We start from the raw sequence: 26,994 nt of genomic DNA, 5'->3' as shown, positions 1-26,994 counted from the left end.
TTTTCTCTAAAAAATGGCCTTCAATATGAAGGCCATTTTTGTATTTTTTATAAAAGTAAAACGAACTGTACGAAACTACGACTTCGCTTTCAGCGGGTTTACTTTTCCGCCAGTAATTTTGTCTGCCCTTCCCTCTTCTTTGGCTTTTTCAGCACGACGTTTTCGAATCTCTTTAGGGTCAGCTATCAGCGGGCGATAAATTTCTATCCGATCACCGTCGTTAAGCGTATCTCGCAGTTTAACAACGCGACTCCAAATACCTACTTTTGTGGCTTTCAAGTCAATTTCGGGAAACTGCTCAAGCACATTTGACGCATTAATCGCCTCCTCTACTGTCGCATTTTCATGAATAGCAACATCAATGATGGTTTGCTTGGTGGGCAATGCGTAGGCAACCTCAATATTGATGAGCTTATTACTCATGCGTACACACTCCGCGCTCTGTCGGTGAAAGCTGAAACCATACTAGTAGCCAAACTGTTAAACACTTTTCCGAATGCCATCTCTGCTAGCTTATTACTGAATTCAAATTCAAGATTAAGCTCTATCTTACACGCTTCATCAGAGAGCGCTGAAAATGTCCAGCCGCCGGTTAACGAACGAAACGGCCCGTCTACTAGCTGCATTTGAATACTTTTACCTGGCTCTAGTACGTTGTGTGTTGTAAACCACTGTTTGATGCCGGCTTTTGCAACTAGCAAAGATGCTTTCATGCTTTGCGCTGAAGTGTCGAGGATTTTACTATCGGTACAGCCTGGTAAAAACTCAGGGTAGGAAGCTACATCGTTGACTAAGTTAAACATGGCTTCTGCGCTATGAGCTACAAGCGCGCTTCTATGAATACTTGGCATTGATCCCACTACAATTAAAACTCTTAGTCGCATTGTATCACAGAAATTTTGTATCGCTTGTATTCGGTTTTGAACCAAATGCCCCAATATAAGATAACAATGACAACTAAAGACATTCCTTTGAACAATCAGTATAATAGCCAGCATGAAAAAGAATAAAGCCAACAAAAACACCTCAGGAAATATCGCGCAGAACAAAAAGGCGCGTCATGACTATTTCCTAGAAGACAAGTTCGAAGCCGGGCTTGAGCTTCAAGGGTGGGAAATTAAAAGTATTCGTGCCGGTAAAGTAAACATTACCGACGCGTACATCATTATCCAAAATGCCGAAGCATATTTGGTAGGTTGTAGAATCAGCCCGCTAAATCAGGCATCTACCCACGTTATTGCTGCGCCTGAACGCGCGCGCAAACTGTTGCTTAAAAAGCGTGAGATAGATCGATTAATGGGCGCACGTGACCGCCAAGGTTATTCAATCGTGGCAACGTCTATGTATTGGAAAAAGTGTTGGGTGAAACTAGAAATTCACCTAGCGAAAGGTAAGCACGCTCACGACAAGCGCGACACTTTGAAAGATAAAGACTGGCAACGCCAAAAAGAAAGAATGATGAAACACAGCGTTTAACGCTGTGTTTTTATATGTGGCGCTATAAAAGAAGCTTGATTTTGGCTGCGTTTTTATAAAGCAGCCTTTTAAAAAAACCTTACCGAAACGGTATTGGCGTTAGCCTACGTCTCGTTTGGTCATCTTCTTTCGATGCAGCATATCAAGAATAAGACTCCAAAGCGGTGACGGGTTTCTTAGTGTGGTTAGATTATTTCCTAATCGCCTAAGCTGTCGTCGCACCATTGCCATGTTCGCAAGGCTCGCTAGCGATTTATCTTTCCAAGCGCAGTGTGGAATAATGCCTGAGTAAGACCATTCTTGCTGCCACTTTTTAGCGAGGTCGGGCGTAATGGCAAGTGCACTGGCTAAGCCTACCATAGCACAACCCTGCTCTATCACTTCTTCTGCCACTTCGGCCCTCTTAATGCCGCCTGTGGTCATAAGTGGAATATCGGTTTTACTCACCAAGGCCTGTGCAAATTCTAGAAAGTATGCCTCTCTGGCAAGAGTGGTATCGTCCCGTGTTTGGCCCTGCATGGCGGGCGCTTCATAACTACCGCCAGACAGTTCAACCACATCTACACCCAAGGCTTCTAAGCGGTTTACTACTTCACAAGCATCGTCGAACGAAAATCCGTTCTTTTGAAAATCAGCAGAGTTAAGCTTTACCATAACAATGAAGTTTTTAGCGCAAACCGCTCTAACCTGGCTGACTATATTTATTAATAAACGGGCGCGGTTAATAATAGAACCGCCCCACTCGTCTTGGCGCTGATTAGTAAGCGGAGATAAAAATTGCGTAAGCAAGTAGCCGTGAGCAGCATGAATCTCAACGCCGTCGAAGCCAGCTTTTTCAGCTTGCTTAGCCGTTTCGACAAAGCGCTTGCATACATCATGGATATCTTGGCAGGTCATTTCTCGGGGCTGAGCAAATAGCTTAGAGTGTTTACCCATATCTAAGGGTACAGCAGAAGGCGCGATAGCTTTGCCCTGCATGGCTTTAAATACTTGGCGACCAGGGTGATTAATTTGCATTATGGCTAATGCGCCATTCGACTTAATGATCTTCGCCCACTTATGAAACGGCGCAATATCGGTATCTTTTTCTAGTGCAACACCACCCGGCCCTGTCATAGCTGCCTTATCAACCATAACGTTACCCGTAATTACCATGCCTAAATTACCATGGGCCCAGTATCGATACAGTGAATATAAAGACTCACCGGGAATGTTTCCCATGCTCGACATATTTTCTTCCATTGCGGCTTTAACAAGACGGTTTCGCGCTGTTACGCCACACGGCAGGGTATAAGGAGAATACAATATGGAATCTGAAGACATTTACACTACAAGCCTTTTAATTATGCTGACGTACTTTAATGGTTCTTGCCTCTAAATGCATCCTTACATAGGTACTTATTCCTTAAAAATTTTCTAAAAAATTATTAAACGTTGGGCCCTTTTAACGGAAACAGAAAGCTATCTTTTAGCTTTCTTATCCCTATATTAGAGCAGGCCCTTGAAAACTAATGTTGCTAGCCACATATCAAAGTTAAGTCGAAAATAGACTTGCTGTTATGAAGGTAACTTTGTTTTCTTAGCTTTGTTTTCTTAGCTCGCATAGTAAGCTTTTGAAAACATAAGTGTTATTTTTGGTTGTTTTATAGCCAAACCCTTAAAATTTAAAGCGTTTTCTAAAAGAAAGCATTTAATGACGTAACATTTGTGCTATTATTGAAAATCACACTCGGGGCTGATTAGGATTCGACAGGATCTAGGAAGCCGGAGGTGCATGCAGAGGAGCGGTTGGCCTCTTAAAAAAGCCGCATTTAAATAGTCGCAAACGACGAAACTTACGCACTAGCCGCTTAATAACCGGTATAGGCCCTTCCACCCTAGTCTCTTCCTGCTAGCGGGGATTCGGAAGGTCATCCAAGTAGGATAGCGAGGGAACCTTGTCTAAGGGTGAACCGCGAAACAGTATTAGGCCAGCTGCAAGGAAATCCTGTTTGTCGGAGTTCCAAGCAGTTAAATAAATGACAAACTAAGCATGTAGTACCAAAGGTAGACATTTTCTGGACGCGGGTTCAAATCCCGCCAGCTCCACCAATTCAATAAATTAAGACGTCCTATGACGTCTTTTTTTATGTCCACAACAACGTAAAATCAATAACTTAGCCTAATCTAACTTTCAATAGCTTCCTTCAACCTCTTTGATTTCTAAACTGAATACGCAAAGTTGCCTATCTCTCTTACATACTTATCGTTAGACAGTAATACCGAAGGTTTTCAATTGGCCGTGTATGATGAGTGTTGTAGAACAAGGAAGTAATATATGCCAAGAAACAAAACTAACTTTATCGATTTACTTGTTGAATTGCCTTGGTGGGTGTCGCTAATACTTTCAGCAAGTACTTACGTAATCATGGTGCATGGATTACCAAATGTGCAAACTGATAACCCAATGATTGCCATGGTGTTTAACGCGTTTTCAATCCCCGCCCCGTTCATTGCCGCAATGACTTTATTAGTTGCACCGTTTGCATACTTCAATTCACGCCGTAAAGCTAAACAATTAGATACGCAACGTGGTTTAGATACTATTCGCGATCTGCATTGGCGTAACTTTGAAGAGCTTGTGGCTGAAGCCTATCGTCGCCAAGGATACAGAGTTACAGAGGGCGGTTACGGTGCAGACGGTGGCATTGATTTGGTTTTAAAAAAAGGGGATGAGAAAATACTTGTTCAATGCAAACAGTGGAAGGCACAAAAAGTTGGTGTGAGTGTGGTACGTGAGATGTTTGGTGTGCTCACTGCAAGCAATGCTAGCCGTGTTTTCATTATTTGTTCTGGTAAATTCACACAACAGGCAATCGACTTCGCGTTAAGTAAGCCTATTTCCCTAATGGGCGCAGATGAGACTTTCCCTCGTTCAAAGTGTGCAACCCGAGACTAAGTTAGAAACTGCTAAACCAGTAGTCTGTCCAAGGTGCGGAAGCGAGCTTGTAGCGCGTCAGGCAAAACGCGGGGCTAACGCAGGCAACCGCTTTTTAGGTTGCTCTAGCTTTCCCAAATGTCGTTACACCGAGTAGAAAGTTTCAACTGACTTATGAAAAGTTAGAAGAATTAGAGCGTAAAGCTGTCTGATAATTTTTAGTCGATTCAAAGCGATACGCCACACATTAGCCGAAGATAAACGCCGTAATGTGAAATACATATTTGTTACCATATAGTTGGCGGCGGCATTGGATGGGTCAGGCATTTTTAAACTATATGGCCAATCTTAATGCAATGTAAGTTGCACCTCTTTCGACATTATTTTAACCGCGCACGCGTCATATTGGTCAATGCACTCTCTATAGTTCTCATTTCTTCACTGTCGCAAGCGTATCGCCGCATAACTGTTGCCACGCCGCGGAGGTTGTCACTCATTGTAAATATTGACTTTTGTGCGTCAGCAGAAATCAAGCCAAATGAGCCGTATAAACTACCTAACGCATCTAGGCTCCCGGCGTTGGTCTCTTCCCCTAATTCGGTGAATATATCGGCATGTCGTTTCGCTATCGTATAGTAGCGCGTTTTACTAAATGTATTTCGGTATAATTCTTCACCCATAACCGTTTGAGTAATCTCTTCCCATACTTTAGTACGTTCAAAATCGACAGTATTGGAGCCTAAGCATTTAGGCGCCAGGTGCTCATATGACGCAATAAAAAAACCGGTCATTGCGGTGCTCATACTGATACCTTTTAAGCTATCTAGCATGTCTTGCTTTATGGTTTGTGGGTCACTATGACTACCAGCAAAAAGTGACGTTAGTTCAACTACACCAGAATTAAGTAACGGCCTTGTTGCTTCAACCATCGCTCGCTCAAATTTTTTATCTTCGTAGGCAATAATTTCCATGTCGTTTCGATAAAGTGCATTAATGTAAATCGCTCCCTTGTCTTCGGCACTCAACGGCCCATACCCAACACGGCTTTGATGGGCGATTTGTTCAAGTTCTGCCATGCGGCGCTGTTTAGCGTTGTTAACCACTTTCCAGACAGAAGAGTGCTGTTTATCTGGCCCGATGAAAAGCTCTTTACTGACTTTGTTTAGCTCATCGACACTGGTAATTTTAAAAATTTTGTCAATTACACTTTGGCTGATCTGTTTAAGGTAAGGTTCTCGCACTTTAAACAGCTTATCAAAGAAGCTACTCACTACAGGCTGATTTCTCAATCCAATATACAAGTCTTTGTGTTGCTCAAACCAGTTTTTAGAGACAAGAAGTGCCTCCTCAGGCGTTGCATAGCCAATATCCGCTGGCAACGTATGTATTGAAAAATAATTCTTTAGTAAACTAGGAAGTTTGCTATTTATATAGCCTCTTACCTCATCTCTGGCTCTTATATTCAATGAATTCCAATTGGCTAATGTCCGCGGCTCTATGGCGTTCATAAGTGCTTTCAAATCTCCGTTTTGAGCGTGTTTAATGCGCGCATTAATTTCAGCATAAACCTCTTCTCGCTGCGGTTTGCGTTTGCGCTCAACCAGTTTTGTCTCACTCTGTTCTTTTTCTTTAGGTTTAGCGGCCTTAAATTCATTATCAGTTTCTCTTTTTTGTTCCACAAGCCAGGTTTCTGTTTGAGCTTTTTCTTTAGGCCATAATGCATTGCGAACATAAACAGATTGCACTTCAAATTCATCCAACGAAGAAAAGTCATTAGCTTTTGCTAATTCGTTTAATGTGTAAGCCTGCCATTCGGCCGCACCATCAAGCGCCATGCCACCAATAGCGGCACTCAAGTAGTCTAATACACGTTGTTTCTCGCTAAAGCCGCTCGATAAGACGTTAATGAGCGACTTTTTTAGCGGTAAGTTATTCTGCTGCGAGCAAATCCGCGCTAATTCGTAACCATACCCTTCACGCAGCTCATCACCCATATCTAACAAGCTATTTTCAAAGTAACTGTTGAACACTGATGGTCTGAACAAATTGATCAGTTGAACGATTTGAACGCTTTGCTTCGACGTTCCCTCGTTGTTTTTAAACTCTTCCAGCCATGCGATTAGCGAAGGTATACAGCCCGAGCCGGCTTTTTGCTGTAATATAGGGTGCCGACCCATGGCAACGTCCTGTTGCTGCGATCTAAGTAACTGTATTTGTCGAATTAGCGAATTCGCCGCCTCTTGATTTCCGGATTGTTTTTCTCGCGCTATTTGTGACTGTACTTTTTGTAATTTTGCGTTGATTTGATTTAACCGAGATTGTTTTTGCTGCTGTTTTTCTCGTTGGCCCTTTTGATGTTTAGCCATTAACTCTTTTTGTGATTGATTTTGTTCGGCGTTGATGTTGGCACTTTCGCTAACTAAGTCATATGCTTTTTTACGCAGTTCAGCAACTAATGCAGTATTGCCTTCGGCTTTGGCTTGCTGCCCTTGAATTCTAAGTGATTCAAGCTGTCGGTTAATGAAGTCTGTTCTGTTTCTTTCTTCAACAGCACGCAGCCTGGCTTTCTCGACCTCATTACCATTGTCTACAGCGCGCTGCATGTATTTAGGCAGTGTATTACCAGCAACTAGCAAAAGCGGCGCTTTTTGGCTACTTTGAGGGCCAGCAAAAAATAGATATATCTCATCTTTGTTTTCGCTTATCACACCCAAAAGCATAACAGCCGGTTGCCTATGAGGCTGATACTGGATTTTGAACAGGTTTAGCTTAGGCATAAATTCGCCGGTTAGCGCGTATGTAGTGGGCTCTGGGATGGTATTAAAGGAATCAATTTTCGCGACATCCAGTATCACCTGGCCAGCTATAGGGTTCCACTGGCCAAATTGCTTAACCTGATTTTTCCCGTTTCTCTCGCCTTGACGCCTAAATGATTGTAATGTGTTAGCTGAATACGCCGAAGAACTGGCTTCAAACCGAATATTGATACGTTTGACTTGCCCTTGCTCAACAATAAGACCGGTCCAGTCTTTGGATACCTCAGATAACACGGTTGCAGCATTGCTAAACTGGCAAAGAATGACCCCAATAATGTAAAATGACGCAATTATTAATCCTTTCAACACGAATTCCTTTATTCATTCTTGACTGAGCATGAGGCGTTCAGCTCGTATTAGCCTTATGTTAGCCAACAAATTTGTTCAAATAATAACCTATCAGTGTTCAGTAGCAAAAAAAAGCCTTAACTAAAAAGTTAAGGCTTACGCGATGTCTTGAAGTGTCCTTTGGATGCTATTTATTATGATCCTGCAATTCTGGCAAAGGCTCTCTTTGAATATAAGCCCTTGTAACTTCAAATATCTTAAAAACATGACAAATGCTCTTCGCGGTGAACAGAGTCTTTCCCCCGGGGACATACAACGCATAAACTTTACAGATTAATAGTTAGACTAATTTTGAGCAGATTTATTACTCTTAGTATAGAAGATATGTTTTTTTATAAGACAAGAAGCTATGAGATAACCTGCAACAGAAAACAATTTATCAAGTGATATTTGCCAGTAGTGCATTTCGCGTTGCCGTGTCTAACTGCATGTAAATTAGGGAAAAGAGTTAGCAGCAGGTTTTGTGTTGCTGAACAACACGTAGCGCCCCAACCGACCACTAACATACTCCGACGTTCTATTTAATAAAGTATTTTATTTGAAAGTTACTAAGCCTTAGTCTGCCTTGCGGTTTAAGCTGATCAAACAGATAGCCAACAACAATGTCGCAATCATACCTGAAGCGCCAGCTACGCCTGATGGTAGAAAGCCATCACGACCAAATATGATTAATATGGCATTGGCAAACATAGCGACCATGCCAACTATAGCGGTAAGACCACCAATCGTTTTACCGCCCTTTACCACGAAGAATAGGCCGAAAACGACGGCTGCTAATCCTAATAACAACTTCGCTGCGTAGTAAATCATGAAAGACAAAGATACTACGCCGCCAATTAAAGGTTTAGCGCCTTCTACTGCGCCAGCAACCTGACCGAAGGTTGAAAATAACGTTAGGCCAATACTTACCTGCACAATATTTAGAACGGCGCTAAAAGTAATTGCCGACCAGCCTAGCTGCGCGTTTTTTGCTTGCACCATAGCGCTACTAGCAAAAGCAGCGAGTACGGTAAAAATTACAGCCTCAAATCCCCAGGCATACTGCCTCGAAAAGCTAATTCCGCTGCTGTAAAGCGCTGTGAAAACAGCTTGTGTTATTGCTAGTAGCAGTAATAGTGATGCGGTCGCTTGAATGGTGCGCTTATGAGTAAATTCCATTATGGCTCTCTTTTCTTTTAGATATGTAAGTAGCATTTATTGATGTTGCTATAAGACAGGTAAAACAAATTAATAATTTCACTTAATTAGGTAAAAATGGCAAATCATCTATAAAGAGGAGAAACTTAGCCTATTAAGGTAGACCACTACCAATCGGCCAGTCTTTTTCGTTCAGATCTTCAGCAATTTTCTATTCAAGCACTACTTTTTCTTTTCGATTGGTCATTCCACTGTCACTTAAGAGTAAAACGTATTCCCATCTAATTAGTTATAATATAACATTGCGCACAAATTTCTGTTACAGCACGTTATACAATGCAAACAAATTCAGTGATATGCGCAGATGCGCTTACCGTGCGCGTTGAAAACCGCACGCTTTTAGACAATCTAAACTTCAATGTTGGTAAGGGTGAAGTTTTCGCGCTCTTAGGCGGTAATGGTGCCGGTAAATCAACTACGCTTAAAACCTTTTTAGGTTTGATGAAAGCAAACAGTGGTAGCGCTACTGTGCTGGGCCACAACGCCACTACTCACCCTAACGATGTTCAAAAGTCTGTCGCTTATTTACCTGAATCTGTAACCCTTTATGGTCACCTTTCTGGCTTGGAAAATATCCGTTACTTTCTCTCGGTAGCTGGTGTAGAAAAATCAGACGAAGACATTTTTGCGGCACTTCGCAAAGTGGCTCTTCAAGAAGATTCATGGAATAAGGCGTTGTCAAACTACTCGAAAGGTATGCGTCAGAAAACCGCAATTGCGCTTGCTTTGTTGCGTAATGCCCCAGTGCTGTTTTTAGATGAGCCTACCTCAGGCTTAGACCCTGCAGCTATTGACGAGTTTAATGCGTTGGTTTCTGAACTTGCGGCCAGCGGCGCTACCATTTTTATGGTAACCCACGACGTGTACGGTGCTTGCCAGGTCGCTCACCGCATTGTGCTTTTAAGTAACGGTAAGCTAACCGGCTCTTTCGAGCGTGTTGGCGATACGCCTATTGATACTGAAGCGGTACACGCAGCATTTGCAGGGCGCAAAGCATGATGTTGAGTGTAGCAAAAACCATTTGTGCAGATCAGTGGCGCTATTGGCTGCGCACTAAAGTGGCCGCAACAGTACTGTTGCTCGGGGCCATACTGACCCTGGCTGCCCTAGTTGTAAATGCGTTTCACATTGAGGAAGCCGCGCACGCTAGAGACCACCTTCAAACTGAAGCAGAAGAACGCTTTAAAGCGCAGCCTGATAAGCACCCTCACCGCATGGTGCATTACGGTCACTATGTCTTTCGTGCCCCTACTCCATTAAGCGTGATTGAACCTGGCGTCGACACCTACACAGGCAACGCTATTTTTCTAGAAGGGCACCGACAAAATAGCGCCATGTTTGCAGAGCAGCGACAATCGGCCGGGCTTACGCGTTTTAGTAGCTTAACCCCTAGCTTCCTTGCGTTAGTACTCGCGCCACTATTTATTATTCTTATCGGTTACGGCAGTGTATCGCGAGAGCGTGAGGCCGGAACACTTACTTTGTTATTGTCGCAAGGTACTACGCGCTGGCAGCTAATGTTAGGAAAACTCTTAGCCCTAATTACTGCTAGCGGGTTGTTCTTACTCCCTTTGCTTCTGGCCTGCTTATATGTCGCTTTTTCAAGCGAAAGCCCGCTAGTAGTGCTGCTATTTTGCTTAAGTTACGCCGTTTACTTCTTGCTATGGGCTATCGTTGTAATTGCGTGTTCAGCGTTATTTGAGAAAAGTAGCGTTAGCTTCACCGTACTTATTGTTATCTGGATGGCTGCGTGTGTGTTGCTTCCTCGCCTAGGGAGCAGCGTCGCAACGAATGCAGCCCCCTCAATGGGCAAGCTTGAAGCGGACTTTAAAGTAGAAGAAAAGCTTAGAAGTTTGGGCGACGGTCACGACGTTAACGACCCTGCGTTTAAAAAGCTAAAAGAAGATTTATTAGCAAAATACAAAGTGGATTCCGTAGACGACCTTCCTGTTAATTTCCGCGGTGTTGTTGCTCAGTACTCTGAAGGCAGACAGGCAAAAGTGCTTAATGAATTTGCCGAAAACAGAATGGGTGAAGAATTAGAACAAGCCCATATTGCACGTCAGTTTGGTTGGCTATCGCCTACCGTTGCCGTTCGCGCAATCTCTACAATATTAGCGGGTACCAGCCTCGAAACCCATCATCGTTTTTTACGAGAAGCAGAAGCTCTGCGCCTTGAATTCGTGCAAGGGCTAAATAAAGTGCATGTTGAAAAGCTGGATTACAAACTCGACATGAACCGCAACGCAAGCGAAGAAGCGGCGGATAAAGCTGTTGTGGGTGCAGACAATTGGGCATTGCTTTCGGAATTTAATTTTAAGCCAGAGGCAGCAAACACACGCATTTCAAACGCGCTTATCTATTTTCTACAACTGTTTGTTTGGGTATGCATTACCGCCTTGCTTTTAAAAGCGGCTGTTAGGAGGTTAAACCCATGATGCGTTTTACCGATCTTCAACGTGAAGCTAATTTTGTTTTTGGTCACCGCCAAATAAAACTTACGTTATTAGTCGTATTTCTTCTAAGCGCAGTGTCTTTGTGGTCAGGTCATGCAGAAATGCAGGAACAACAAGCCACTATTGAACGTTTGTTAGAAAAAGACCAAGTAGAGCGTGAAGCCGTTATCAATCACCAGTCTAACTTCGGCATGGTTGCTTATTACGCGTTTCACCTGACTTATGCGCCCCCTTCCCCACTGGCTTTTGCAACCGTAGGCGAAAGAGATGTATTTCCTTGGAAGCATCGTATACGCATGCTTGCATTAGAAGGGCAAATTTATGAAAGCGATACAGATAACCCAGAGCTTGCGTTTTTAGGGCGTTTCGATTTTGCCTTTGTGACCAGCGTATTGCTGCCATTATTTATTATATTGCTACTTTACGATTTAAAAGCAAAAGAACGGGAAGCCCGCCGCTTCGATTTACTAAATGTAACAGCACGCAATGCCCATGCGATATGGACATCACGAGTATTAGTCACCTTAGTGCCTTTAGCTCTTGTGACGCTTACTCCGTTTGTTGTATTCGCGTTAATCAACGGTGCATCTTTACTCTCCATATTGACCGTTTGCGCGATAGTAATAGGTAACATTGCGTTATGGAGTGCCATTGTTCTTGCGATTGGCGCCGCAAAACGTTTTGCAAACTTCAGTGCAACGCATCTTGCCTCTATTATGCTAGGCGTTTGGCTTGTTACAACAGTTGTAGTGCCTGTAACCGCACACACGGTCATTAATGCGGTGGTTGAAACACCTGAAGGCGGCGACATTGTGCTTACCCAACGTGAAGCGGTAAATAGTGCGTGGGATAAGCCTGTTGAAGAAACATGGCGTGCATTCATTGCCACTCACCCGCAGTGGGCCGACTACACAGAGTTTGACCCTGAACGAGACAGCTCATTTAATTGGAAATGGTACTACGCATTTCAACAAGTGGGCGACCAAACGGCTAGTGAGCTATCGAAGGGCTACCAGGCAGCTACGCTTCAAAAAGACACCATTGCAAGCTACATAGCCTTGCTTTCTCCTTCCTTGCTTACACAACGTTTATTATCAAGTGCCGCTGATACCAGTGTAAGCGCGATGGTGGGCTATGAAAATGATGTACGCGCTTTTCATAAAGCGCTACGAAAATTCTATTATTACCACCTTTTCAAAGACCCTGAATTTTCTCAGGAGAGCTTTGAAGCACTACCACAATTTACACCACACACTAAAGGCTCACACGAGAACCGCACAGGAAAAGAAGAATGAAAACGAGTTGGGTTAAATCATCACTTGCAGCCACTATATCAGCTTTATTAAGCACGTCGGCTTTGGCGCAAAGCGATAACAGCCAAAATGAAGCTGATGTTGAAAAAATAACCGTGCACGGTATGCACCGCGCGTATCAAGGGGCTTTTGAATACAAAGAGGTACCTGCAGCAGCTCAAGATATAGACTTAGGCTTACTTAGCGATGCTGGTGCCATTAATTTGAATGACGCACTAGATCTGTCGGCATCTGTAGCACGTCAAAATAATTTTGGCGGTCTTTGGAATAGCTTTGCAATTCGTGGCTTTTCTGGTGATGAAAACTTACCCAGTGGCTTTCTGGTAAACGGCTTTAATGCAGGTCGTGGTTTTGGTGGCCCTCGTGACCTATCTGGTATCGATCATGTTGAAGTATTGAAAGGCCCGAAAGCTGCCCTTTTCGGACGAGGTGAACCAGGTGGCGCAATTAACCTGGTAACTAAACGTCCTCAGTTTCGTGAAGGTGGTGAAGTTAAAGCCACTTACGGGAGCTGGGAGCAAATGCGAGTTGAGGCTGATGTACAAACCGTTGCAGGCGCGTCCGAGAATGTCGGTGTTCGCCTAGTTGGTTTTTATGAAGACGCTGAAAGTTTTCGCGATACAGTAGAAACCGAGCGCTTTGGGTTTTATCCATCGGTAACCTGGGAAGCGTCGGCAGATACTACCGTGACTTATGAGCTAGAGTACACAGAACAAAAGATTCCTTTTGATCGCGGTGTAGTGGCTATTGACGGCGAATTAGGCCATCAACCCATTGAAACCTTTACTGGCGATCCGAATGGCGACACAATCGATACCGAAGTTGTTGGTCATCAAATTGAAGTTTCTCACAAGCTTGCTGATGACTGGAACTTGTTGTTAGGTGCAGGTCTGCGTGATACCACATTTGAAGGCAATGCATTAGAGAACAATTTTGGCGGCCGTCAAACGCTATTTATCGACCCTAATCAAGCATTGTTATCGCGCTTTAAGCGTTATCGTAATTTTGAAACTGATTATCTTGTATTACGAGGCGAAATTGCGGGTGAATTTGAAACAGGCTCACTAACCCATCGCGTTATTATTGGTGCTGACTACGACAAATTTGAAAACGATCAGGTAATTCTGCGCTATCGCCCGCCCTTTTTCTCGGCCGATACCGACATTAACGATTTAGACTTAGATCAGTACCTTGTGGTCGATATATTCAACCCCGATTATTCACCCCTTCCCGATGTTGAGCTTTCTGACAATCTAAACCGTCTAGAAGTACAAAAAGCTTGGGGCGTTTACTTTCAAGACCAAATTAACCTTACCGACAACCTTCAAATTCGTTTAGGCGGTCGTTTTGATAAGTTTGAACAAGAAATAGATAATCGATTAGCAAGCCCGGTAAGCACTACGTCGCAAGATGATACCCGTTTCTCGCCGCAAGTGGGCGCCGTTTACGTGTTTAACGACAGCACCAGCGTTTATGCCACCTACGGCGAAGGTTTCCGTCAGTTAACGGGTTCTGATTTTGCAGGTAACCCTTTCGAGCCGAACGAATCAGAATCTGCTGAAATTGGCCTTAAAACCGATTTAACGTCTATGTTCGATAACGTACGAGGCGATATCACGCTTTCACTATTTAATATTGAGCAAAGCAATATTTTGGTGTTTGATGACAGTGAAGAAGCTTCAGACGGCTTTTTCTTAACTCCAGCAGGCGAAGCGCGAAGCCGCGGTATAGAGCTAGACATAAATGCCGAATTTGAAAATGATATTTCGCTATGGGTGTCTTACACCTTTGTGGATGCAGAAAGTACAAATGATGCGGCAGATGCTAACTTCGTTGCCGCAATTGAGTCTGGCGACCCGCTAATTAACGTTCCAAAAAACCAGTTAAGTATTCAACTAAGTAAAGATCTTACTTTAGTTGATATGCCAGTGCGTATTGGTTCTGGGCTATTGTATGTAGACGAACGCTTAGGTCAAACTGCCACAGACTTCTACTTACCAAGCTACACTACAGTACGTGCGTTTGCTGAGATAGAGCCTGTCGAAAATCTATTGGTTAAAGTAGCAGTAGACAACCTATTTGATAGAGAATTTTATACTAACTCTTTCGCAGATGTATGGGTTGAACCCGGCGCACCGCAGCGCTTTAGGCTAACGGCTGCCTATCGTTTCTAATTGTTAGAAATATAGAATTTATACGAGAAATTAAGAAGGGGCCGATATTGAATTGGCCTCTTTTTTATTTTCGACCAAGTTATAATTTTTCTTTATTAATCAGAACACTAAATATCTAAAGGATACTAAAGGCTAATAAGCAAGACTCTTTAACTCCCTTATAATAATCTATACTAAAGCAGTCATCTCTTTTTCAGTGGTTTTTTACATGTTGCTTCGCTATTTAGTTCCTTGCGCTCTTTTCTTTTCCAGCGGTTTCGCTTACTCACAAAGCACGCCCTCAGAATTTGCTGAGATGAGCTTTCAAGATTTACTCAACGTCAATGTCAATGACAATATTGATAGCGTTGAACAAAGAAAGTGGTCGCTATCCTTGCAGTTTAAAGCGGCCGAGTTTGACGGTTACATGATTGATGATAGTGATATCTCACTGGATGAGGTTTTGTTCAGCCCGGGGGAAGAAAGCCGAACCGAGGAAAACTTCCCGGTTGTCCCCACCGTTATTAATCAATACGTTAAAGTTGTACAAATAGGCTATCAAGTTAGAAGCGACGTCAAGATTGGTGTTCAGATACCACTTATTCGGCAAGAAACTGATCATATTAGTGTAGTGCCCGGGTATGACGAGTTTTTGATTTCATCTGAAGGCTTAGGTGATGTTGTCGTTACTGGCCATTATGAATTTGCATCAAATGAAAACTACAGCATTTGGTTAAGTGGCGGAATTAGCTTTCCTTCAGGGTCAATAGACGAAGAGGGAGACACGCCGCGCGCTGCGGGTGACCAACAACTCCCCTATACTATGCAACTCGGCTCTGGCACCTATGATTTCCCTTTCGAAATAGGCTATCAAAATAAGGGGCGTTATCCGTTTTCTATTATGTTTTCAGCAAGAGTCCGCACCGGTGATAACGATAGAAACTATCGTTTAGGCAATAACTATGAACTTAACGGCAAATACAATTTTATTATTTCGCAAAAAACGACCCTATTTGCGGGGGCAGAACTTAGCTATGCAGATTCAATACACGGACGAGACGAAGAAATAACGGTGGATGGTGATTTTCCCTACCCTGCGGGTATAACTAACCCAGAATTATATGGCGGGAGCAAAGTAAGATTGTTCGGGGGAGTAAATTACTTCGCTACGGATTGGCTGCAACTGCAACTTAATGGCAGTAAGCCGGTATACCAAAATCTAAATGGCCCTCAACCTAAAGAATTGTGGCGATTTGGCTTTCAATTGTCGACTCTATTTTAAGTAAACTGTGTGATAAAACTACCAAACGCTTACGCCGTCAAGATAGCATGGATAACAGTTGTATATTGCTTACTCTGTTCTCAGGCGTTTGCCGAGCTACCTAAAATCGATAAGCTTAAAGCCGCTTACATGTACAACTTCACCAAGTTTATTACATGGCAGAGCAATGAGTCTGTTCCTATCGTCTTTTGTATACACAGAAATGATGAGCTTTTGTCGTTTTTCGATGCGTTAGTAAAAAGTCGGGAAAAAGATAAAATAAGCCTTGTAGTATCTGATAGTAAAGATGCAAGCTACTGTCATATGACTTATTTATCGGCAAGTGATGAGTTAGCCGACAGCCAAGTACGCAACAGTGTTTTGATCACTGAAAACAATGAAATGATAGGCATTGCGCCCGTTTTCCGCTTTTACACTGAAAACCAAAAACTCAGGTTTGAGATCGACGTAGCACGTGCGGACGAATTAAACATTAAGATTAGCGCTAAGCTCTTACAAGTGGCGAGGATTAAATGATGTTTCGACGTTCCTCGTTCTTTACCAAACAACTTCTAGCTGTCCTAGTCGTTAATTTCTTCTCATTGTGTTTGGTAGCGGGTTTGCTTTACAACAACTTCGTCGCCGATTACAAAAGTAACTTGGTAGATGTACTAGACAACCAATCTACCCTTCTTGCGTCTGCAGCAAGTACATCGGTTCTATTTAGCGATGTCGACACCACACAAGAATTGCTTGATGCCGCGTCTAAATTACCCGCAATAAAGAGTGCAAAAGTTTATGACGACGCCTATACGGTCATTGCAAGTTACACCATGGGTGACTTTGAGGAAGATATATCTCCTTCAACAGTCAAAGAAGGCGCAACTTTCGGTAAACACCTTATCCATTACCTGAAGCCAATAGAATTCAACGATGAAGTTATTGGTTATCTCATACTTACTGCAAGCACCACTTCGCTGGAGGAACAACAGCAGCATGCTATGTATGTCGTATTAGGCGTGCTCATAGTCAGCATGCTGTTTACTTACCTCTTTCACTGGCGGCTTCAGAGTTTTCTATCAAAACCCATTCAACAGCTTATTTCACTTGTTAAGTTTGTAGGAAGCAAACGTGAGTACTCGAAACGTCTTCCTGACAAAAGAGATGATGAACTCGGTGAACTTTTTGAAGGCGTTAATCACATACTAGCCACGGTAGAAAGTCACCAGGCTCAGCTAAAAGCCCAGAACACAGAATTAGAGCGAGTAGTAGAACTGCGCACTAGGCAGCTATATCAAAAAGCGAACTACGATGCCCTTACCCAGCTTCCAAACAGACATTTGTTTGTAGAAAAGTTAGACGAAGCCGTAAACAAAGCTAATTTTCAAAACACTGCCCTTTCTATTTTATTTCTCGACCTAGATAGATTTAAACTGATTAACGACACGCTAGGCCATGATATTGGCGACGAAGTCCTAATTATTGTAGCCAAAAAGCTAACGGCAATAGTTACCGAAGAAGATTGTGTTTGTCGCTGGGGTGGTGATGAATTTGTAATAATGCTAGAGGGTGTTGCCGAACATGATGAACTTGTTGCTTTATCTTCTGAAATTATCGAAAGTCTTAGCCAGCCTATGGCGATAGGTAGCAACCAGCTTCACATTTCAACTAGCATTGGTATTGCACTCCATCAAAAAAATTTAGAAACAGGAATAGAAATATTAAAGCACGCCGATACCAGCATGTATCACGCTAAAGAAAAAGGCCCTGGGCACTATAGCTTTTTTAATATTGAAATGCTTGAAGAGTCTTTGGTACGCCTATCTTTGGAAAGTAGAATTCGACAAGCTATTAAGCTTGAGGGGGCATTCTCACTAGTGTATCAGCCTCAGGTCTGTATACGCAGCGATAAAATTATCGGTCTAGAGTCGCTGATACGCTGGAATGACGAAGGCACTGATATACCGCCGTCTCAGTTTATCCCAGTTGCTGAGGAAGCGGGCTTAATTAACCCTCTTACTACCTGGGTACTTTCAAATGTATGCCAGCAAATTCGAAAGTGGCTAGATGAAGGGTTAAATTTAGTGCCAGTCGCAGTCAATTTGCCTGCAAGCTTTTTGATACAGCTAGACTGTGCAGAGCAAATCGAAGAAGTATTAAGTAAGTATCAGGTCCCACCACATTTACTGGAAGTTGAGCTAACCGAAAACACCTTTATTAGCTCTACAGACTTTGCACTAACATCGCTAAAAAAACTGAAAAAAATTGGCCTCAATATTTCCATTGATGACTTTGGTACTGGCTACTCTTGTCTTAGTTACATAGGTACACTTCCTATCAACAAGCTTAAAATCGATGGCAGTTTCGTTTCTCAATTAGGGCAATCAAGCTCTAACGACGGAATTGTTAACACCATTATAATGCTTGCGAAGAGCTTAGAGTTGACCACTTTAGGCGAATGCGTAGAAACTAAAGAGCAGCAGCAGGCCCTTGCAGAAATGGGCTGTGACTCTGTCCAAGGTTATTTGCACCATAAACCGCTTAAAAGCAGTGAGATAACGCCCTTGATGCGATAAAACCTGTAGATACTATCCGTACCTGAGTAATAGTTGTCGAAGCTATCCTCGACTATTGCCTAAAAAGCTTTCAGAAATGCAATATTCTGTTAATTTCAAAATTACAGGCTATAAAATGGAGGCTTACAGGTAGTAAGCCTCTTAATCGCTTTTAAAGCTTATTCACGCTAACCCTATGAAGGTTGAAGCGTTTGCATAGGTTCGATATCGGTTGTGTTGTTTTTGATAAACGACTCAATATCTTTTACTTCTTCTTTACTAAAGCCTAGGCGCGCTCTGATACCCGTTGTTCCGTCAGCATTTTCAATTACAACAAAGTCGTTAACGCCAAGCGTACGTGAAAACACGGTGTGAACTTGCTTGTTGTTGATATCTACGATCTTAACTTTGGTCGACGTTCTGTAAATTGCCATTGGACCAGACTTAGTTTGAACCCAGTTGATTGACCAATAATAGTGGCTGTAGTTTGGCAAACCTAACTTAGTGTAAAGAGACTCTTTAAAATCAACATTTTCACACTTATTGATAGCTGCATTTTGGCGTCTGCAGTTAGAGTGCTCTGCGATTTCTTTGCCGCCCAACCCTACGTCCATAGGTACAGTAGTATTGCCATCGATACTTACGAGTACATAGTCGTCGAACTTATTTAGTCCGAAGGTATTGCCCAACTCTTTAAATGAGTCAAACAAACCACCTACTTTATCGTTTTCATTACGAGGGTCTTTTTCTAGAAGAATAAAACCGGTAGATGCAGCGTCGCCTTTTTGATGCTCAGCAATGTGGTAGTTATCTAGCAGAGTGATATTTTTAACGCTATCCCCATCAATAAAATAACGGAAAGCTGAGCCAGGACGCCCTACAATAAAACCATCTGACGTAGGTATAACGCTATTGCCTGTCGCTTTTTTCCCTGTCACCGTTCGCACTTCAAACTGGCCGCCACGCTTCCACACAGTACCTATTTTTATAGGCGCTTCCGCAGAGTGTGCTTTGTGATACTTAAGCGTAAAAGACCCGTCAAAATTCTCTACTGCATAGGTGAATTCGCCGGTAAACCTATTTCCACCAAAGTTCGCAACCTGCCCTTCGAAGTCGTTAAACATCTGACCATCTATCATGATGCCATCTTTTTTGCGGTAAAAAATAGCAGGGCCGCCCGTAGCATCTACTTTCTGCTTTTGTTCAGAGAGTTCTGCTGCGCTTAGTACGACTACTGGCTGAGCAACTGGTGCTGCTTGTTGCTGCGCAGGAGCTTGAATTGGCATACCCTGCAGCTTAGCTAAAAACGCTTTTTGCATTTGATTAGCCATAGCTTGTTGTTCAGGGGTGGGAGGTGTGCTTCCACAAGCACTGATAAGCGCGGCGGCGACTAATGATGGAACTAATAGTTTTGCTTTCATGTTTATTCTCTACTTGTGCTTCTAGCCAATTGTTTTGTACTGAAGCTTTTTTATGAAAACAAAGGAATGTAGAGGAAGTGATGCTGTGGCAGCGCTACCCTGCACTGTGCATGTTCGAACTTTTGTCTCGCATTCCTTTGCCGAGACTATTAGAAAATATCTAGACTATAAATTCAATCTAGAAATCACGCAAAACGCCTATATTTTAACCACTTAGAATCAGCAATATCCATTGCGCCCTGGTTTTACAGGTTTGCAATATCATTTAAAGCTGGCCATTCATTTTCATTAAGTAACCCTTTTTCTATAAGCTTGTGTCGACGTTCCTCAATGGCCAATTTCAATTCATCTCTAACTAATCTTACTGCTGGGGTGATCAGATGTCGGCTGGGTAACATTATCCACATTTCAGTTAATGGCACCTGAAACTGATGCAACACCCGCTTTAATTTACCGCTCAATAAATCTTCAGCCACGTCAATGGCTGACTTCTTGGCAATACCCATACCGTCAATGCACCATCGTCTAACAATGTCTCCGTCATTAACGGCGCGATTGCTGCGCACTTTTACCTTAATTTTTTCGTTCTCTTTCACCAATTCCCATGTGTTATGAGTTTGATCGTAAAGTTTATAAAGTAAGGCATTATGCTGAATCAGGTCGTTTGTTGTTAGTGGTTCACCGTACTTTTCAATGTATGCGGGCGATGCACAAATAACATGTGGAATATTGCACACTTTAAAACCATACATTTGTGACTCTTTTACTGCTTCTTTAGTCATTGCACGAAGAGCAACATCAACACCGTCGCGATAAAAATCTACTCGGCTATCGCTTACATGTAGTCGCAACGAGAGTTCTGGGTTTTTACCTTGTACTTTATTAAGCAGTTCGCGCATTAGATTCCGTCCCATCTCCGATGACATCGCCATGCGAAGCTCACCATTAACACTTTGCCTTTCCTCCGTAATGAGAGATAAACCTTGCTGGAGTGTATTTAGCGCCTGTTGAGCCATAGGTAAGTATTGCTCCCCTTCATGGGACAGCCTAATTTTGCGTGTACTTCTCACAAAAAGCGCTACGCCAAGCTGCTCTTCTAAACGTTTAATGGCCATGCTTGCAGCGGATGAACTGATATCAAGCTTCTTAGCCGCTGCCGTTATCGAATTGACTTCAGCGACTTTCACAAACACAGAAAGGTCTTCGGTTTTCATTTTTCCCTCATAGGTTTAGTCCACATACGCCCTTTAAAGCATATAAAGAAAAAGCAAATGGATCACTTTCATTATCCACGTTTTCGGGAAAGTTCTTATCGATTTTGGTCGTTTATTATCCGTTAACCAACGAATAAACTGTCATTCATTCGTTAATGACATTAGTAGCAAGGATAAACAGGAGCTTTATATGAAACATATCGCGTGGCGAAAACTAACCATGGCGTCGCTAGTTGTAGGCGCTTGTGCTGCTTTTTTACCCAGCGCCTATGCTGAAACAAAGGTAGTAAGTGCAGAAGATGTTAAATGGGGTTACTTAAACCCTGCACGCGGTGACAAAAGCCCAGGCGCAGCCGACCTATGGGGTGATAGAACAAAAGACACAGCTACAGGTATGCTAGTTCGTTTTAATAAGGGCTTTGAATCGCCACCACACATCCACAACATTACCTATCGCGGTATTGTTATTGAAGGTGAAATGCACAATGACGACCCAAGTGCCGCTAAAATGTGGATGCCAACGGGTTCGTTTTGGACTCAGCCTGCCGGTGAAGATCACACTACAGCAGCAAACGACAAAACCAACCTGATTTACCTAGAAATTGACGAGGGTCCGTATTTAGTTAAACCGTCAAAAGAACATTTCGACAATGGAGAACGCCCCGTTAATTTGCATATCGATAACATGGTATGGCTGCAAAAGAGTGACTTAGTCAACATTGCGGCTGACGGCGTATCCGCCACTTATCTATGGGGCGATACCAATAGTGTTTACGGTACTTTAGTTAAACTGCCAAGCGGCTTTGAAGGTTCAATAACATCTAACGGTGATGAATTTAAGGCCGTAGTGATAAAGGGCAGCCTAAACTATAAGCAAGATAGCAACGCTGAAGCACTAGCTCTTGATGCGGGAAGCTATATTGAATCATCCACACCAGCAACACACAAAGTCCGCAACGTAAGTGATGCTGACGCTATCGTTTATGTTAGAAGCTCATCTAAGTATCAAGTAAAGAACTGAAGTACACGGCAATAATTAGGAGGGCTGCACTTAATGTGCAGCACCACCACACTATTGCGATACTGATAATTTCAATACGCGTTAACGCTAAACACAAAGATGCAGAGAGTAGCATCCAGCCTATTAACTTGGTAAAGGGTGGCGAGGGTAATAGACGTAACACCTTGGTTAATACCCTACTATTACCTGCCTGCTTCGCGTGTTTGTTCATTGCTAACATTAAGCATAAGAAGCCTAACAGTTGTATTATAAAAACCAGTGTTATCATTCCTGCTCCTTTTTCACACAAGTGCTAGGTTTTGTATCTTTTGCAGATATATCCGCATTGGCAATACGTAAACCTATCTTCTTTGCAGTCCAATACAAAATGATACCTGAAACGAAAAAAGCAGGAATGAAGCTTAAATAAACGCTATCTAAATATTCGATACTGTTTGCTATTCGGTCTTTAAATAACACGAGTTCTATAGCAACGGTGGCAAAACAAAGACCACTAGCTAGCGCGAACTGCTCTTTCCAAGCAACAGCAGCTTTTGCACGCCAAAGTGCGTGAACAGCACTTAATGCCCACACAGTAAAAAATGTGTTTACTTCTAATTGGGCGCGGCCTGCAACATCGTGCGCTATCAACTTGTTAGCAATAAAAAACGAAACGCTGGCCAATATTAAGCCAGCAACAGCCGCCACGTTGCCTTTTTCCACAAGCGCTAAAGTGAACGGGTTTTGCTTAGCGCTTTTTTTCCGCTGAGTGACCCAAATGATATTGCCAGTGGCAATAAGCGCGCAGCCTAAAATACCTAACCCAAATAGCAACCATCGCATGCCAATAGGGGCAAAGTTTGCCTGATGGAGTCCGTATAGAATACGTCGTATTTGAGCTGGAACCGTTTCATCATCGTAACCTTTAAGAGATTCACCTGTATAGGTTTCAAAAACTAAACGATCTGCACGGTTTGATACTGTTGTGGCCTTGCTACGCTCTACAATCATTCGGCTATTTTTATACCCTACGCCTTCAACGGTAATTCTTGCTATTGGGTTGGGCTCGCGCCACTGATTAGCAATTTTTTCTTGTATATGCGCATAGTTCGGCACAGGGACTGGCATGGAGGGCGACATGGAGGGCGGCACGTTTAACAAGTGATCGCTACCAATAACTTTTTCACCTAGCTGCAGGCTCGGCAGTGAAGGAATAATCTGGCTGTTTACGCCTCGTTCTCCCCGCTCGAAATTAGCGTTAGCGGTATAGGGCAAATACATAATCGCGTAGATGAAAATGCCGCTTAGGCAGATCATAATACAAAATGGAATAGTGAGAATACCGGCTAAGGCATGAAAGTCGGTGGTCCACTTTTTTAGCTTTTGCGGGCGAAGCGTGAAGAAGTCTTTAAAAAATCTGCGGTGTGTATAAATACCGGTAAAAATAGCAAGCAACATTGCCATTGCAGCAATGCCGGCAATGTACCGCCCGCCATAGCCTCGAAGTTGCAATGTGTAGTGAAAATTTCTAAAAAACAAGCCGCCTTTTGTTTCTGTTTCATTTTCTCTTGCAGCGAGTTGATTGTTGAAGGTCACGGTTTGTCTTTGCTTACCCTCACGCCATTGCACACTCCAAAGTGCAGAACGCTCTGAAGGCAAGGCTATCCGCCACTGCTCAGCTTCACCTGCATGTTCATTTAAATAAGTAAAAGAGTGGGCGAGCATCGATTGCTGACTTTGAGAAATGCTTCCTCGTTCAGGCATCAGGTAGCGCGTTATTTCCGGTGTAAAATAGCTTAACGTGCCAGTGAAAAATATGGCGAAAAGCAACCAGCCGAGTATCACACCTAAATAGGTGTGCAACCAAATCATACTCTTTCTGAATGTAGCTTTCATAATGGGGCGCTTAAAGGTGAAACTAACGGAAGCGCCGCGGCGAGTATGCTAATAAAAGCAATTAAAGACGCGCACCACTTCTTCGTGTGCTTGATAGCAAAGCTTGCGATAAATACAGCAAAAAATACGAAGTAGCTTGCCATACTGCCACTTAGTATTGCCACTCCCTCTTGCTGCTTAAACATGTGGAAAAATATATAAGCGAAGTAAAAGCTTATTAGCGCAGAAACGGCATAGCCGCCTAGAATGGCGGCTATGCTACGCAGCGCAACGTCTACGTTGTTACTCAATGTGCTGACTCTTTTTTAGAAGCGATACGCCACAGAAAGTTTCGCATTACGCTCTTCGCCAGGTAAACCACCTAGGTACATAGCACTGCTGTAGTAGTCTTTGTTGTCCAGGTTACGTAGGTTAAGCTGTACGTCCCAGTCGTCTGATACATAACTAACTGCCGCATCCCATACCGTGTATGAGTCTACGAATGCGTAGTCTACGCCAAATGCCGATGCTGAGATGGTACGCTCGTCTTCATAGGTTACACCAACGCTGAACTTAACCGGCGCAGGTAGCGCTTCAAAGCTATGGCTATAGGTTAACCAAGTACTTGCGAACTTTTCAGCAATTCCCTTTGTCTGTTCTTCATCAGTGCTCGATGCATATGCGCCAGGTTCAGTACGCGGCTCTTGATAAGTACCGTTTGCATTAAGCGACCACTGATCATTAATATCGAAGTTAATATCTACTTCAACACCCGTAGTGCGGTCTTGCTCGTCGTAATAGAACTCAGGTACATCAATGTTGTAAGACGGGTCTTCAATATTATCTTCATACAGTGGGTTGGTGTACTGAAGGTTTGTACGCGCCGTATCAAACACTACCACCGAGCCAATGACCTGTTCATTTAGCGCAGTAAAACGTACACCTAAATCCCACGACTCTGATTCAGAGTCAGGTCGGTTGTTTTCTTCTGATAGAGAACCTAGTGTGCTGTACGCAGTGCGACCTTTTGAGTGGTTAATGAAAGTACTTAGGCTGTCGCTATACATGTAGGTTAAGCCTAGGTTGTAGGTGAAACCATCATCATTTGCATCGTACTCTGGGTTACCATCGCTAAATTGGTTCTGATAGGTTTGCTTTACGCCACCGTATGCACCACCAATACGTGCAGTAAAGTTATCATTTAGATACAGAACTTCTTGGAAGCTAACGCCCCAGCTAGATACCTCTTTGTCGTACTTGCTACGAAGCGCTGGGTTATAGTCTTCAAACGTGCCGGTGGGCCAATTTGGGTTACGAATATCTAAGATGTAAGGCACAGCATCGCTTCGTGTGTCGTCTGCATCCCAAATAGACCATTGCGTGTATTCTATGTCCATATTTTCATAGTTAGCACTAAATAGGTGCTCACCACGAATATCGCCTAGCGACCAAGTATTTGTAAGGTCGATAAAGTATTGCCACACACTTTCTTGTGCTTCAACTTTACGGTATTCCTGTCGACGTGCTGCATATGGGTACAATACATCGTCAATAACAAGCGGCGCTCGCGGCTCTAGGTTAGTCGTTCCGTTTCTGTCTACGTAAACATAGTTAAACGCGCTGGTTTGACGAATATACTCTGTTTCGTAGGTACGGTATTGTAGTTGCTGAGTTAAAGACCAATCGTCGCTAATGACCAAGTCTTGACGAAGCTTCACGCGGAACTCTTCACCTTCATTCGGGCGAGAAATTGGTGATATAAGGCTAGTATCACCCAAGTCAAAAGGCTGAACCCCATCAGTAGAAACTAGCGAAGCAGCTAATTCGTCGCGCTGAGCGTCGGTAAGCTGTAAACCACCTGATTCTGCAGTATCGTTAACCAAGTCAGCGCCAGTTAAGCTACGTGCGTCAGTATCGAACATGGTTAGGTCGATAAGTCGAACGGGATGACCTACCGAATCAATTTGTACAGCATCATCAATATAAGCAGCAGACAATAGGAACTGGTTATCGCTTGATGCAACATATTTAAGTGATGTGTAAAGCTCGCTTCGCTCATCGCTAAGTCCACGATAACCGTCAGACTGCTCACGGTTTGCTACTACGCGATAAGCAAGGTCCTTGTTAATCGCGCCTGTTGCGTCAGCCATTATTGAATAGCTATCCCAACTGCCTACTGAGGCTTTAACTTCATAGGCTTCTTGAAACTGCGGCTTCTTCTCAATAAGGTTGATAATACCGCCCGCTTCACCCATGCCGTATAGACCGGTTGCAGGGCCTTTGAGCACTTCAATACTTTCAATATTAGTCATTGAACGTGTTGGGTTATAACTGTTGCCCAAATCTGCACCAGCATAAATACCGTCAAAGGTGTAGTTAACACCAAGGCCGCGAATCGCTAAATTATCACCTACACCGTAATTGTTTCCATCTTGGCTTAGACCACTGATGTTGCGAATACTCTCTTGCAGCGTATCTACACCCTGCTCTCTTAACAAAGTACCGTCAACAACCACGATAGCCGCTGGCGTTTCCATTAGGCTCATATTTGATTTAGTGGCCGTACCCGACTCCAGAATAAGTCGATTGTGGCGACCGTAAACGGTAATGACGTCTAAGTTTTCTTCCGCACTTTGTACTTGAGAATCTACGGGTGTCTCAGCATCGTTGTCTTGCGCCAGTGCCGACGTGGCAGTAACTGTAGACGTTACAGATAAAAGAGAGAGAAGAATTGCATTAGCAACTTTACTTTTTTTGTGTGAAGTGTGGTTCATTTTTCGCCCAAATCTAAATGATAATAGTTATCGCTTTTGATAAGGGCGCGGATGTTATGACGAGAAAGCATTCAATTCAATACAAAAATAAACTTTAGTTCAATTTTTCCTAAAAAATACGGAAAATCTGCACATTTTCACGCAATTCCAACAAATGACTCATATTTTTTAAACAACTGAAAAGCTTCTTAAAGTATCTTTGTAATGACGGTTTATTA

The 26,994-nt window shown here is 43.1% G+C and carries 20 protein-coding genes, 1 other RNA gene and 1 pseudogene; 11 read left to right on the top strand and 11 right to left on the bottom strand.

All coding sequences use genetic code 11. The features are described from left to right. Positions 1–75 precede the first annotated feature (75 nt). Positions 76–423 (bottom strand): RnfH family protein, encoded by a 348-nt coding sequence (locus tag PCAR9_RS08870; protein WP_179983285.1) that lies wholly within the window; start codon positions 421–423, stop codon positions 76–78. Further along, complete coding sequence (locus tag PCAR9_RS08865; RefSeq protein ID WP_179983284.1) at positions 420–851, bottom strand: type II toxin-antitoxin system RatA family toxin; 432 nt, start codon at positions 849–851, stop codon at positions 420–422. Before PCAR9_RS08865 ends, PCAR9_RS08870 begins: the two co-directional genes overlap by 4 nt. A 145-nt stretch (positions 852–996) precedes the next feature. Between PCAR9_RS08865 and smpB the strand changes: the two genes are divergently transcribed. Next, positions 997–1,476, top strand: coding sequence for an SsrA-binding protein SmpB (gene smpB, locus PCAR9_RS08860; RefSeq protein ID WP_179983283.1), 480 nt, complete (start codon positions 997–999; stop codon positions 1,474–1,476). Positions 1,477–1,575: 99 nt separating this feature from the next. Here the strand turns inward: smpB and PCAR9_RS08855 are convergent, their stop codons facing one another. Beyond that, positions 1,576–2,799, bottom strand: coding sequence for an NADH:flavin oxidoreductase/NADH oxidase family protein (locus PCAR9_RS08855; protein WP_179983282.1), 1,224 nt, complete (start codon positions 2,797–2,799; stop codon positions 1,576–1,578). 408 nt (positions 2,800–3,207) lie between these two features. Here PCAR9_RS08855 and ssrA point away from each other — a divergent pair. Beyond that, positions 3,208–3,567: a transfer-messenger RNA gene (gene ssrA / locus PCAR9_RS08850) on the top strand. Between the two features lie 226 nt (positions 3,568–3,793). Beyond that, a pseudogene (locus PCAR9_RS08845) lies at positions 3,794–4,550 on the top strand (DUF2034 domain-containing protein). Positions 4,551–4,773: 223 nt separating this feature from the next. Here the strand turns inward: PCAR9_RS08845 and PCAR9_RS08840 are convergent. Then, positions 4,774–7,515, bottom strand: coding sequence for a hypothetical protein (locus PCAR9_RS08840; RefSeq protein ID WP_179983281.1), 2,742 nt, complete (start codon positions 7,513–7,515; stop codon positions 4,774–4,776). Between the two features lie 597 nt (positions 7,516–8,112). Beyond that, complete coding sequence (locus PCAR9_RS08835; RefSeq protein ID WP_179983280.1) at positions 8,113–8,715, bottom strand: thiamine biosynthesis protein ThiC; 603 nt, start codon at positions 8,713–8,715, stop codon at positions 8,113–8,115. A gap of 315 nt (positions 8,716–9,030) precedes the next feature. Here PCAR9_RS08835 and PCAR9_RS08830 point away from each other — a divergent pair, with 315 nt between their 5' ends. The 7 genes from PCAR9_RS08830 to PCAR9_RS08800 all read left to right on the top strand — a co-directional run bounded on the left by PCAR9_RS08830 (position 9,031) and on the right by PCAR9_RS08800 (position 18,513). After that, the gene (locus PCAR9_RS08830; protein ID WP_179983279.1) at positions 9,031–9,753 is read left to right on the top strand and encodes an ABC transporter ATP-binding protein; all 723 of its coding nucleotides are present in this window, start codon (positions 9,031–9,033) and stop codon (positions 9,751–9,753) included. After that, positions 9,750–11,192: an ABC transporter permease gene (locus PCAR9_RS08825; protein WP_179983278.1), complete on the top strand. Its 1,443-nt coding sequence runs from the start codon at positions 9,750–9,752 to the stop codon at positions 11,190–11,192. The genes PCAR9_RS08830 and PCAR9_RS08825 overlap by 4 nt, the downstream gene beginning before the upstream one ends. Further along, positions 11,189–12,505: a DUF3526 domain-containing protein gene (locus PCAR9_RS08820; protein WP_179983277.1), complete on the top strand. Its 1,317-nt coding sequence runs from the start codon at positions 11,189–11,191 to the stop codon at positions 12,503–12,505. Before PCAR9_RS08825 ends, PCAR9_RS08820 begins: the two co-directional genes overlap by 4 nt. Beyond that, positions 12,502–14,697, top strand: coding sequence for a TonB-dependent siderophore receptor (locus PCAR9_RS08815; RefSeq protein WP_179983276.1), 2,196 nt, complete (start codon positions 12,502–12,504; stop codon positions 14,695–14,697). The genes PCAR9_RS08820 and PCAR9_RS08815 overlap by 4 nt, the downstream gene beginning before the upstream one ends. 295 nt (positions 14,698–14,992) lie before the next feature. Beyond that, the gene (locus PCAR9_RS08810) at positions 14,993–15,958 is read left to right on the top strand and encodes a hypothetical protein (protein WP_232091164.1); all 966 of its coding nucleotides are present in this window, start codon (positions 14,993–14,995) and stop codon (positions 15,956–15,958) included. Between the two features lie 9 nt (positions 15,959–15,967). Continuing rightward, on the top strand, positions 15,968–16,474 hold the full coding sequence (locus PCAR9_RS08805; protein WP_179983274.1) for a YfiR family protein: 507 nt from the start codon (positions 15,968–15,970) through the stop codon (positions 16,472–16,474). After that, the gene (locus PCAR9_RS08800) at positions 16,471–18,513 is read left to right on the top strand and encodes a putative bifunctional diguanylate cyclase/phosphodiesterase (RefSeq protein ID WP_179983273.1); all 2,043 of its coding nucleotides are present in this window, start codon (positions 16,471–16,473) and stop codon (positions 18,511–18,513) included. The genes PCAR9_RS08805 and PCAR9_RS08800 overlap by 4 nt, the downstream gene beginning before the upstream one ends. Positions 18,514–18,686: 173 nt before the next feature. On the opposite strand, the gene PCAR9_RS08795 is transcribed toward PCAR9_RS08800, so the two are convergent. After that, a complete protein-coding gene (locus PCAR9_RS08795; RefSeq protein ID WP_179983272.1) occupies positions 18,687–19,913 on the bottom strand; it encodes a hypothetical protein in 1,227 nt (408 codons plus the stop codon). A gap of 245 nt (positions 19,914–20,158) precedes the next feature. Further along, positions 20,159–21,127, bottom strand: coding sequence for a LysR family transcriptional regulator (locus PCAR9_RS08790; RefSeq protein WP_179983271.1), 969 nt, complete (start codon positions 21,125–21,127; stop codon positions 20,159–20,161). Positions 21,128–21,317: 190 nt separating this feature from the next. On the opposite strand from PCAR9_RS08790, the gene PCAR9_RS08785 reads away from it, so the two are divergent. Next, a complete protein-coding gene (locus PCAR9_RS08785; protein WP_179983270.1) occupies positions 21,318–22,148 on the top strand; it encodes a DUF4437 domain-containing protein in 831 nt (276 codons plus the stop codon). Here the strand turns inward: PCAR9_RS08785 and PCAR9_RS20255 are convergent. From PCAR9_RS20255 to PCAR9_RS08765, 4 genes are read right to left on the bottom strand one after another with little or no spacing between them, the layout of a single operon-like run. Next, the gene (locus PCAR9_RS20255; protein WP_179983269.1) at positions 22,126–22,416 is read right to left on the bottom strand and encodes a DUF3325 family protein; all 291 of its coding nucleotides are present in this window, start codon (positions 22,414–22,416) and stop codon (positions 22,126–22,128) included. The two genes, PCAR9_RS08785 and PCAR9_RS20255, sit on opposite strands and share 23 nt — an antisense overlap. Beyond that, entirely contained in the window at positions 22,413–23,999 is a 1,587-nt protein-coding gene (locus PCAR9_RS08775) for a PepSY-associated TM helix domain-containing protein (RefSeq protein WP_179983268.1), read from the bottom strand. The genes PCAR9_RS20255 and PCAR9_RS08775 overlap by 4 nt, the downstream gene beginning before the upstream one ends. A 20-nt stretch (positions 24,000–24,019) precedes the next feature. After that, positions 24,020–24,313, bottom strand: coding sequence for a DUF3649 domain-containing protein (locus tag PCAR9_RS08770; RefSeq protein ID WP_179983267.1), 294 nt, complete (start codon positions 24,311–24,313; stop codon positions 24,020–24,022). Between the two features lie 15 nt (positions 24,314–24,328). Further along, positions 24,329–26,776 carry a TonB-dependent receptor gene (locus PCAR9_RS08765; RefSeq protein WP_179983266.1) on the bottom strand — a complete coding sequence of 816 codons (2,448 nt, stop codon included), beginning with the start codon at positions 26,774–26,776 and terminating at the stop codon, positions 24,329–24,331. Positions 26,777–26,994: the final 218 nt, after the last annotated feature.

It is taken from the genome of Alteromonas macleodii (genome assembly GCF_903772925.1).
Classification (GTDB): Bacteria; Pseudomonadota; Gammaproteobacteria; order Enterobacterales; family Alteromonadaceae; genus Alteromonas; species Alteromonas macleodii_A.
This window is presented reverse-complemented; position numbering and strand designations above follow the sequence as displayed.

What these genes read in the sequence shown, in the direction of transcription:
- PCAR9_RS08795 (WP_179983272.1), bottom strand. Translation starts at nt 19,913, where the DNA reads ATGAAAGCAAAACTATTAGTTCCATCATTAGTCGCCGCCGCGCTTATC.
- PCAR9_RS08810 (WP_232091164.1), top strand. Translation starts at nt 14,993, where the DNA reads ATGAGCTTTCAAGATTTACTCAACGTCAATGTCAATGACAATATTGAT.
- PCAR9_RS08835 (WP_179983280.1), bottom strand. Translation starts at nt 8,715, where the DNA reads ATGGAATTTACTCATAAGCGCACCATTCAAGCGACCGCATCACTATTA.
- PCAR9_RS08790 (WP_179983271.1), bottom strand. Translation starts at nt 21,127, where the DNA reads ATGAAAACCGAAGACCTTTCTGTGTTTGTGAAAGTCGCTGAAGTCAAT.
- PCAR9_RS08815 (WP_179983276.1), top strand. Translation starts at nt 12,502, where the DNA reads ATGAAAACGAGTTGGGTTAAATCATCACTTGCAGCCACTATATCAGCT.
- PCAR9_RS08865 (WP_179983284.1), bottom strand. Translation starts at nt 851, where the DNA reads ATGCCAAGTATTCATAGAAGCGCGCTTGTAGCTCATAGCGCAGAAGCC.
- PCAR9_RS08855 (WP_179983282.1), bottom strand. Translation starts at nt 2,799, where the DNA reads ATGTCTTCAGATTCCATATTGTATTCTCCTTATACCCTGCCGTGTGGC.
- PCAR9_RS08830 (WP_179983279.1), top strand. Translation starts at nt 9,031, where the DNA reads ATGCAAACAAATTCAGTGATATGCGCAGATGCGCTTACCGTGCGCGTT.
- PCAR9_RS08785 (WP_179983270.1), top strand. Translation starts at nt 21,318, where the DNA reads ATGAAACATATCGCGTGGCGAAAACTAACCATGGCGTCGCTAGTTGTA.
- PCAR9_RS08775 (WP_179983268.1), bottom strand. Translation starts at nt 23,999, where the DNA reads ATGATTTGGTTGCACACCTATTTAGGTGTGATACTCGGCTGGTTGCTT.
- PCAR9_RS08820 (WP_179983277.1), top strand. Translation starts at nt 11,189, where the DNA reads ATGATGCGTTTTACCGATCTTCAACGTGAAGCTAATTTTGTTTTTGGT.
- PCAR9_RS08765 (WP_179983266.1), bottom strand. Translation starts at nt 26,776, where the DNA reads ATGAACCACACTTCACACAAAAAAAGTAAAGTTGCTAATGCAATTCTT.
- PCAR9_RS08800 (WP_179983273.1), top strand. Translation starts at nt 16,471, where the DNA reads ATGATGTTTCGACGTTCCTCGTTCTTTACCAAACAACTTCTAGCTGTC.
- PCAR9_RS20255 (WP_179983269.1), bottom strand. Translation starts at nt 22,416, where the DNA reads ATGATAACACTGGTTTTTATAATACAACTGTTAGGCTTCTTATGCTTA.
- smpB (WP_179983283.1), top strand. Translation starts at nt 997, where the DNA reads ATGAAAAAGAATAAAGCCAACAAAAACACCTCAGGAAATATCGCGCAG.
- PCAR9_RS08870 (WP_179983285.1), bottom strand. Translation starts at nt 423, where the DNA reads ATGAGTAATAAGCTCATCAATATTGAGGTTGCCTACGCATTGCCCACC.
- PCAR9_RS08825 (WP_179983278.1), top strand. Translation starts at nt 9,750, where the DNA reads ATGATGTTGAGTGTAGCAAAAACCATTTGTGCAGATCAGTGGCGCTAT.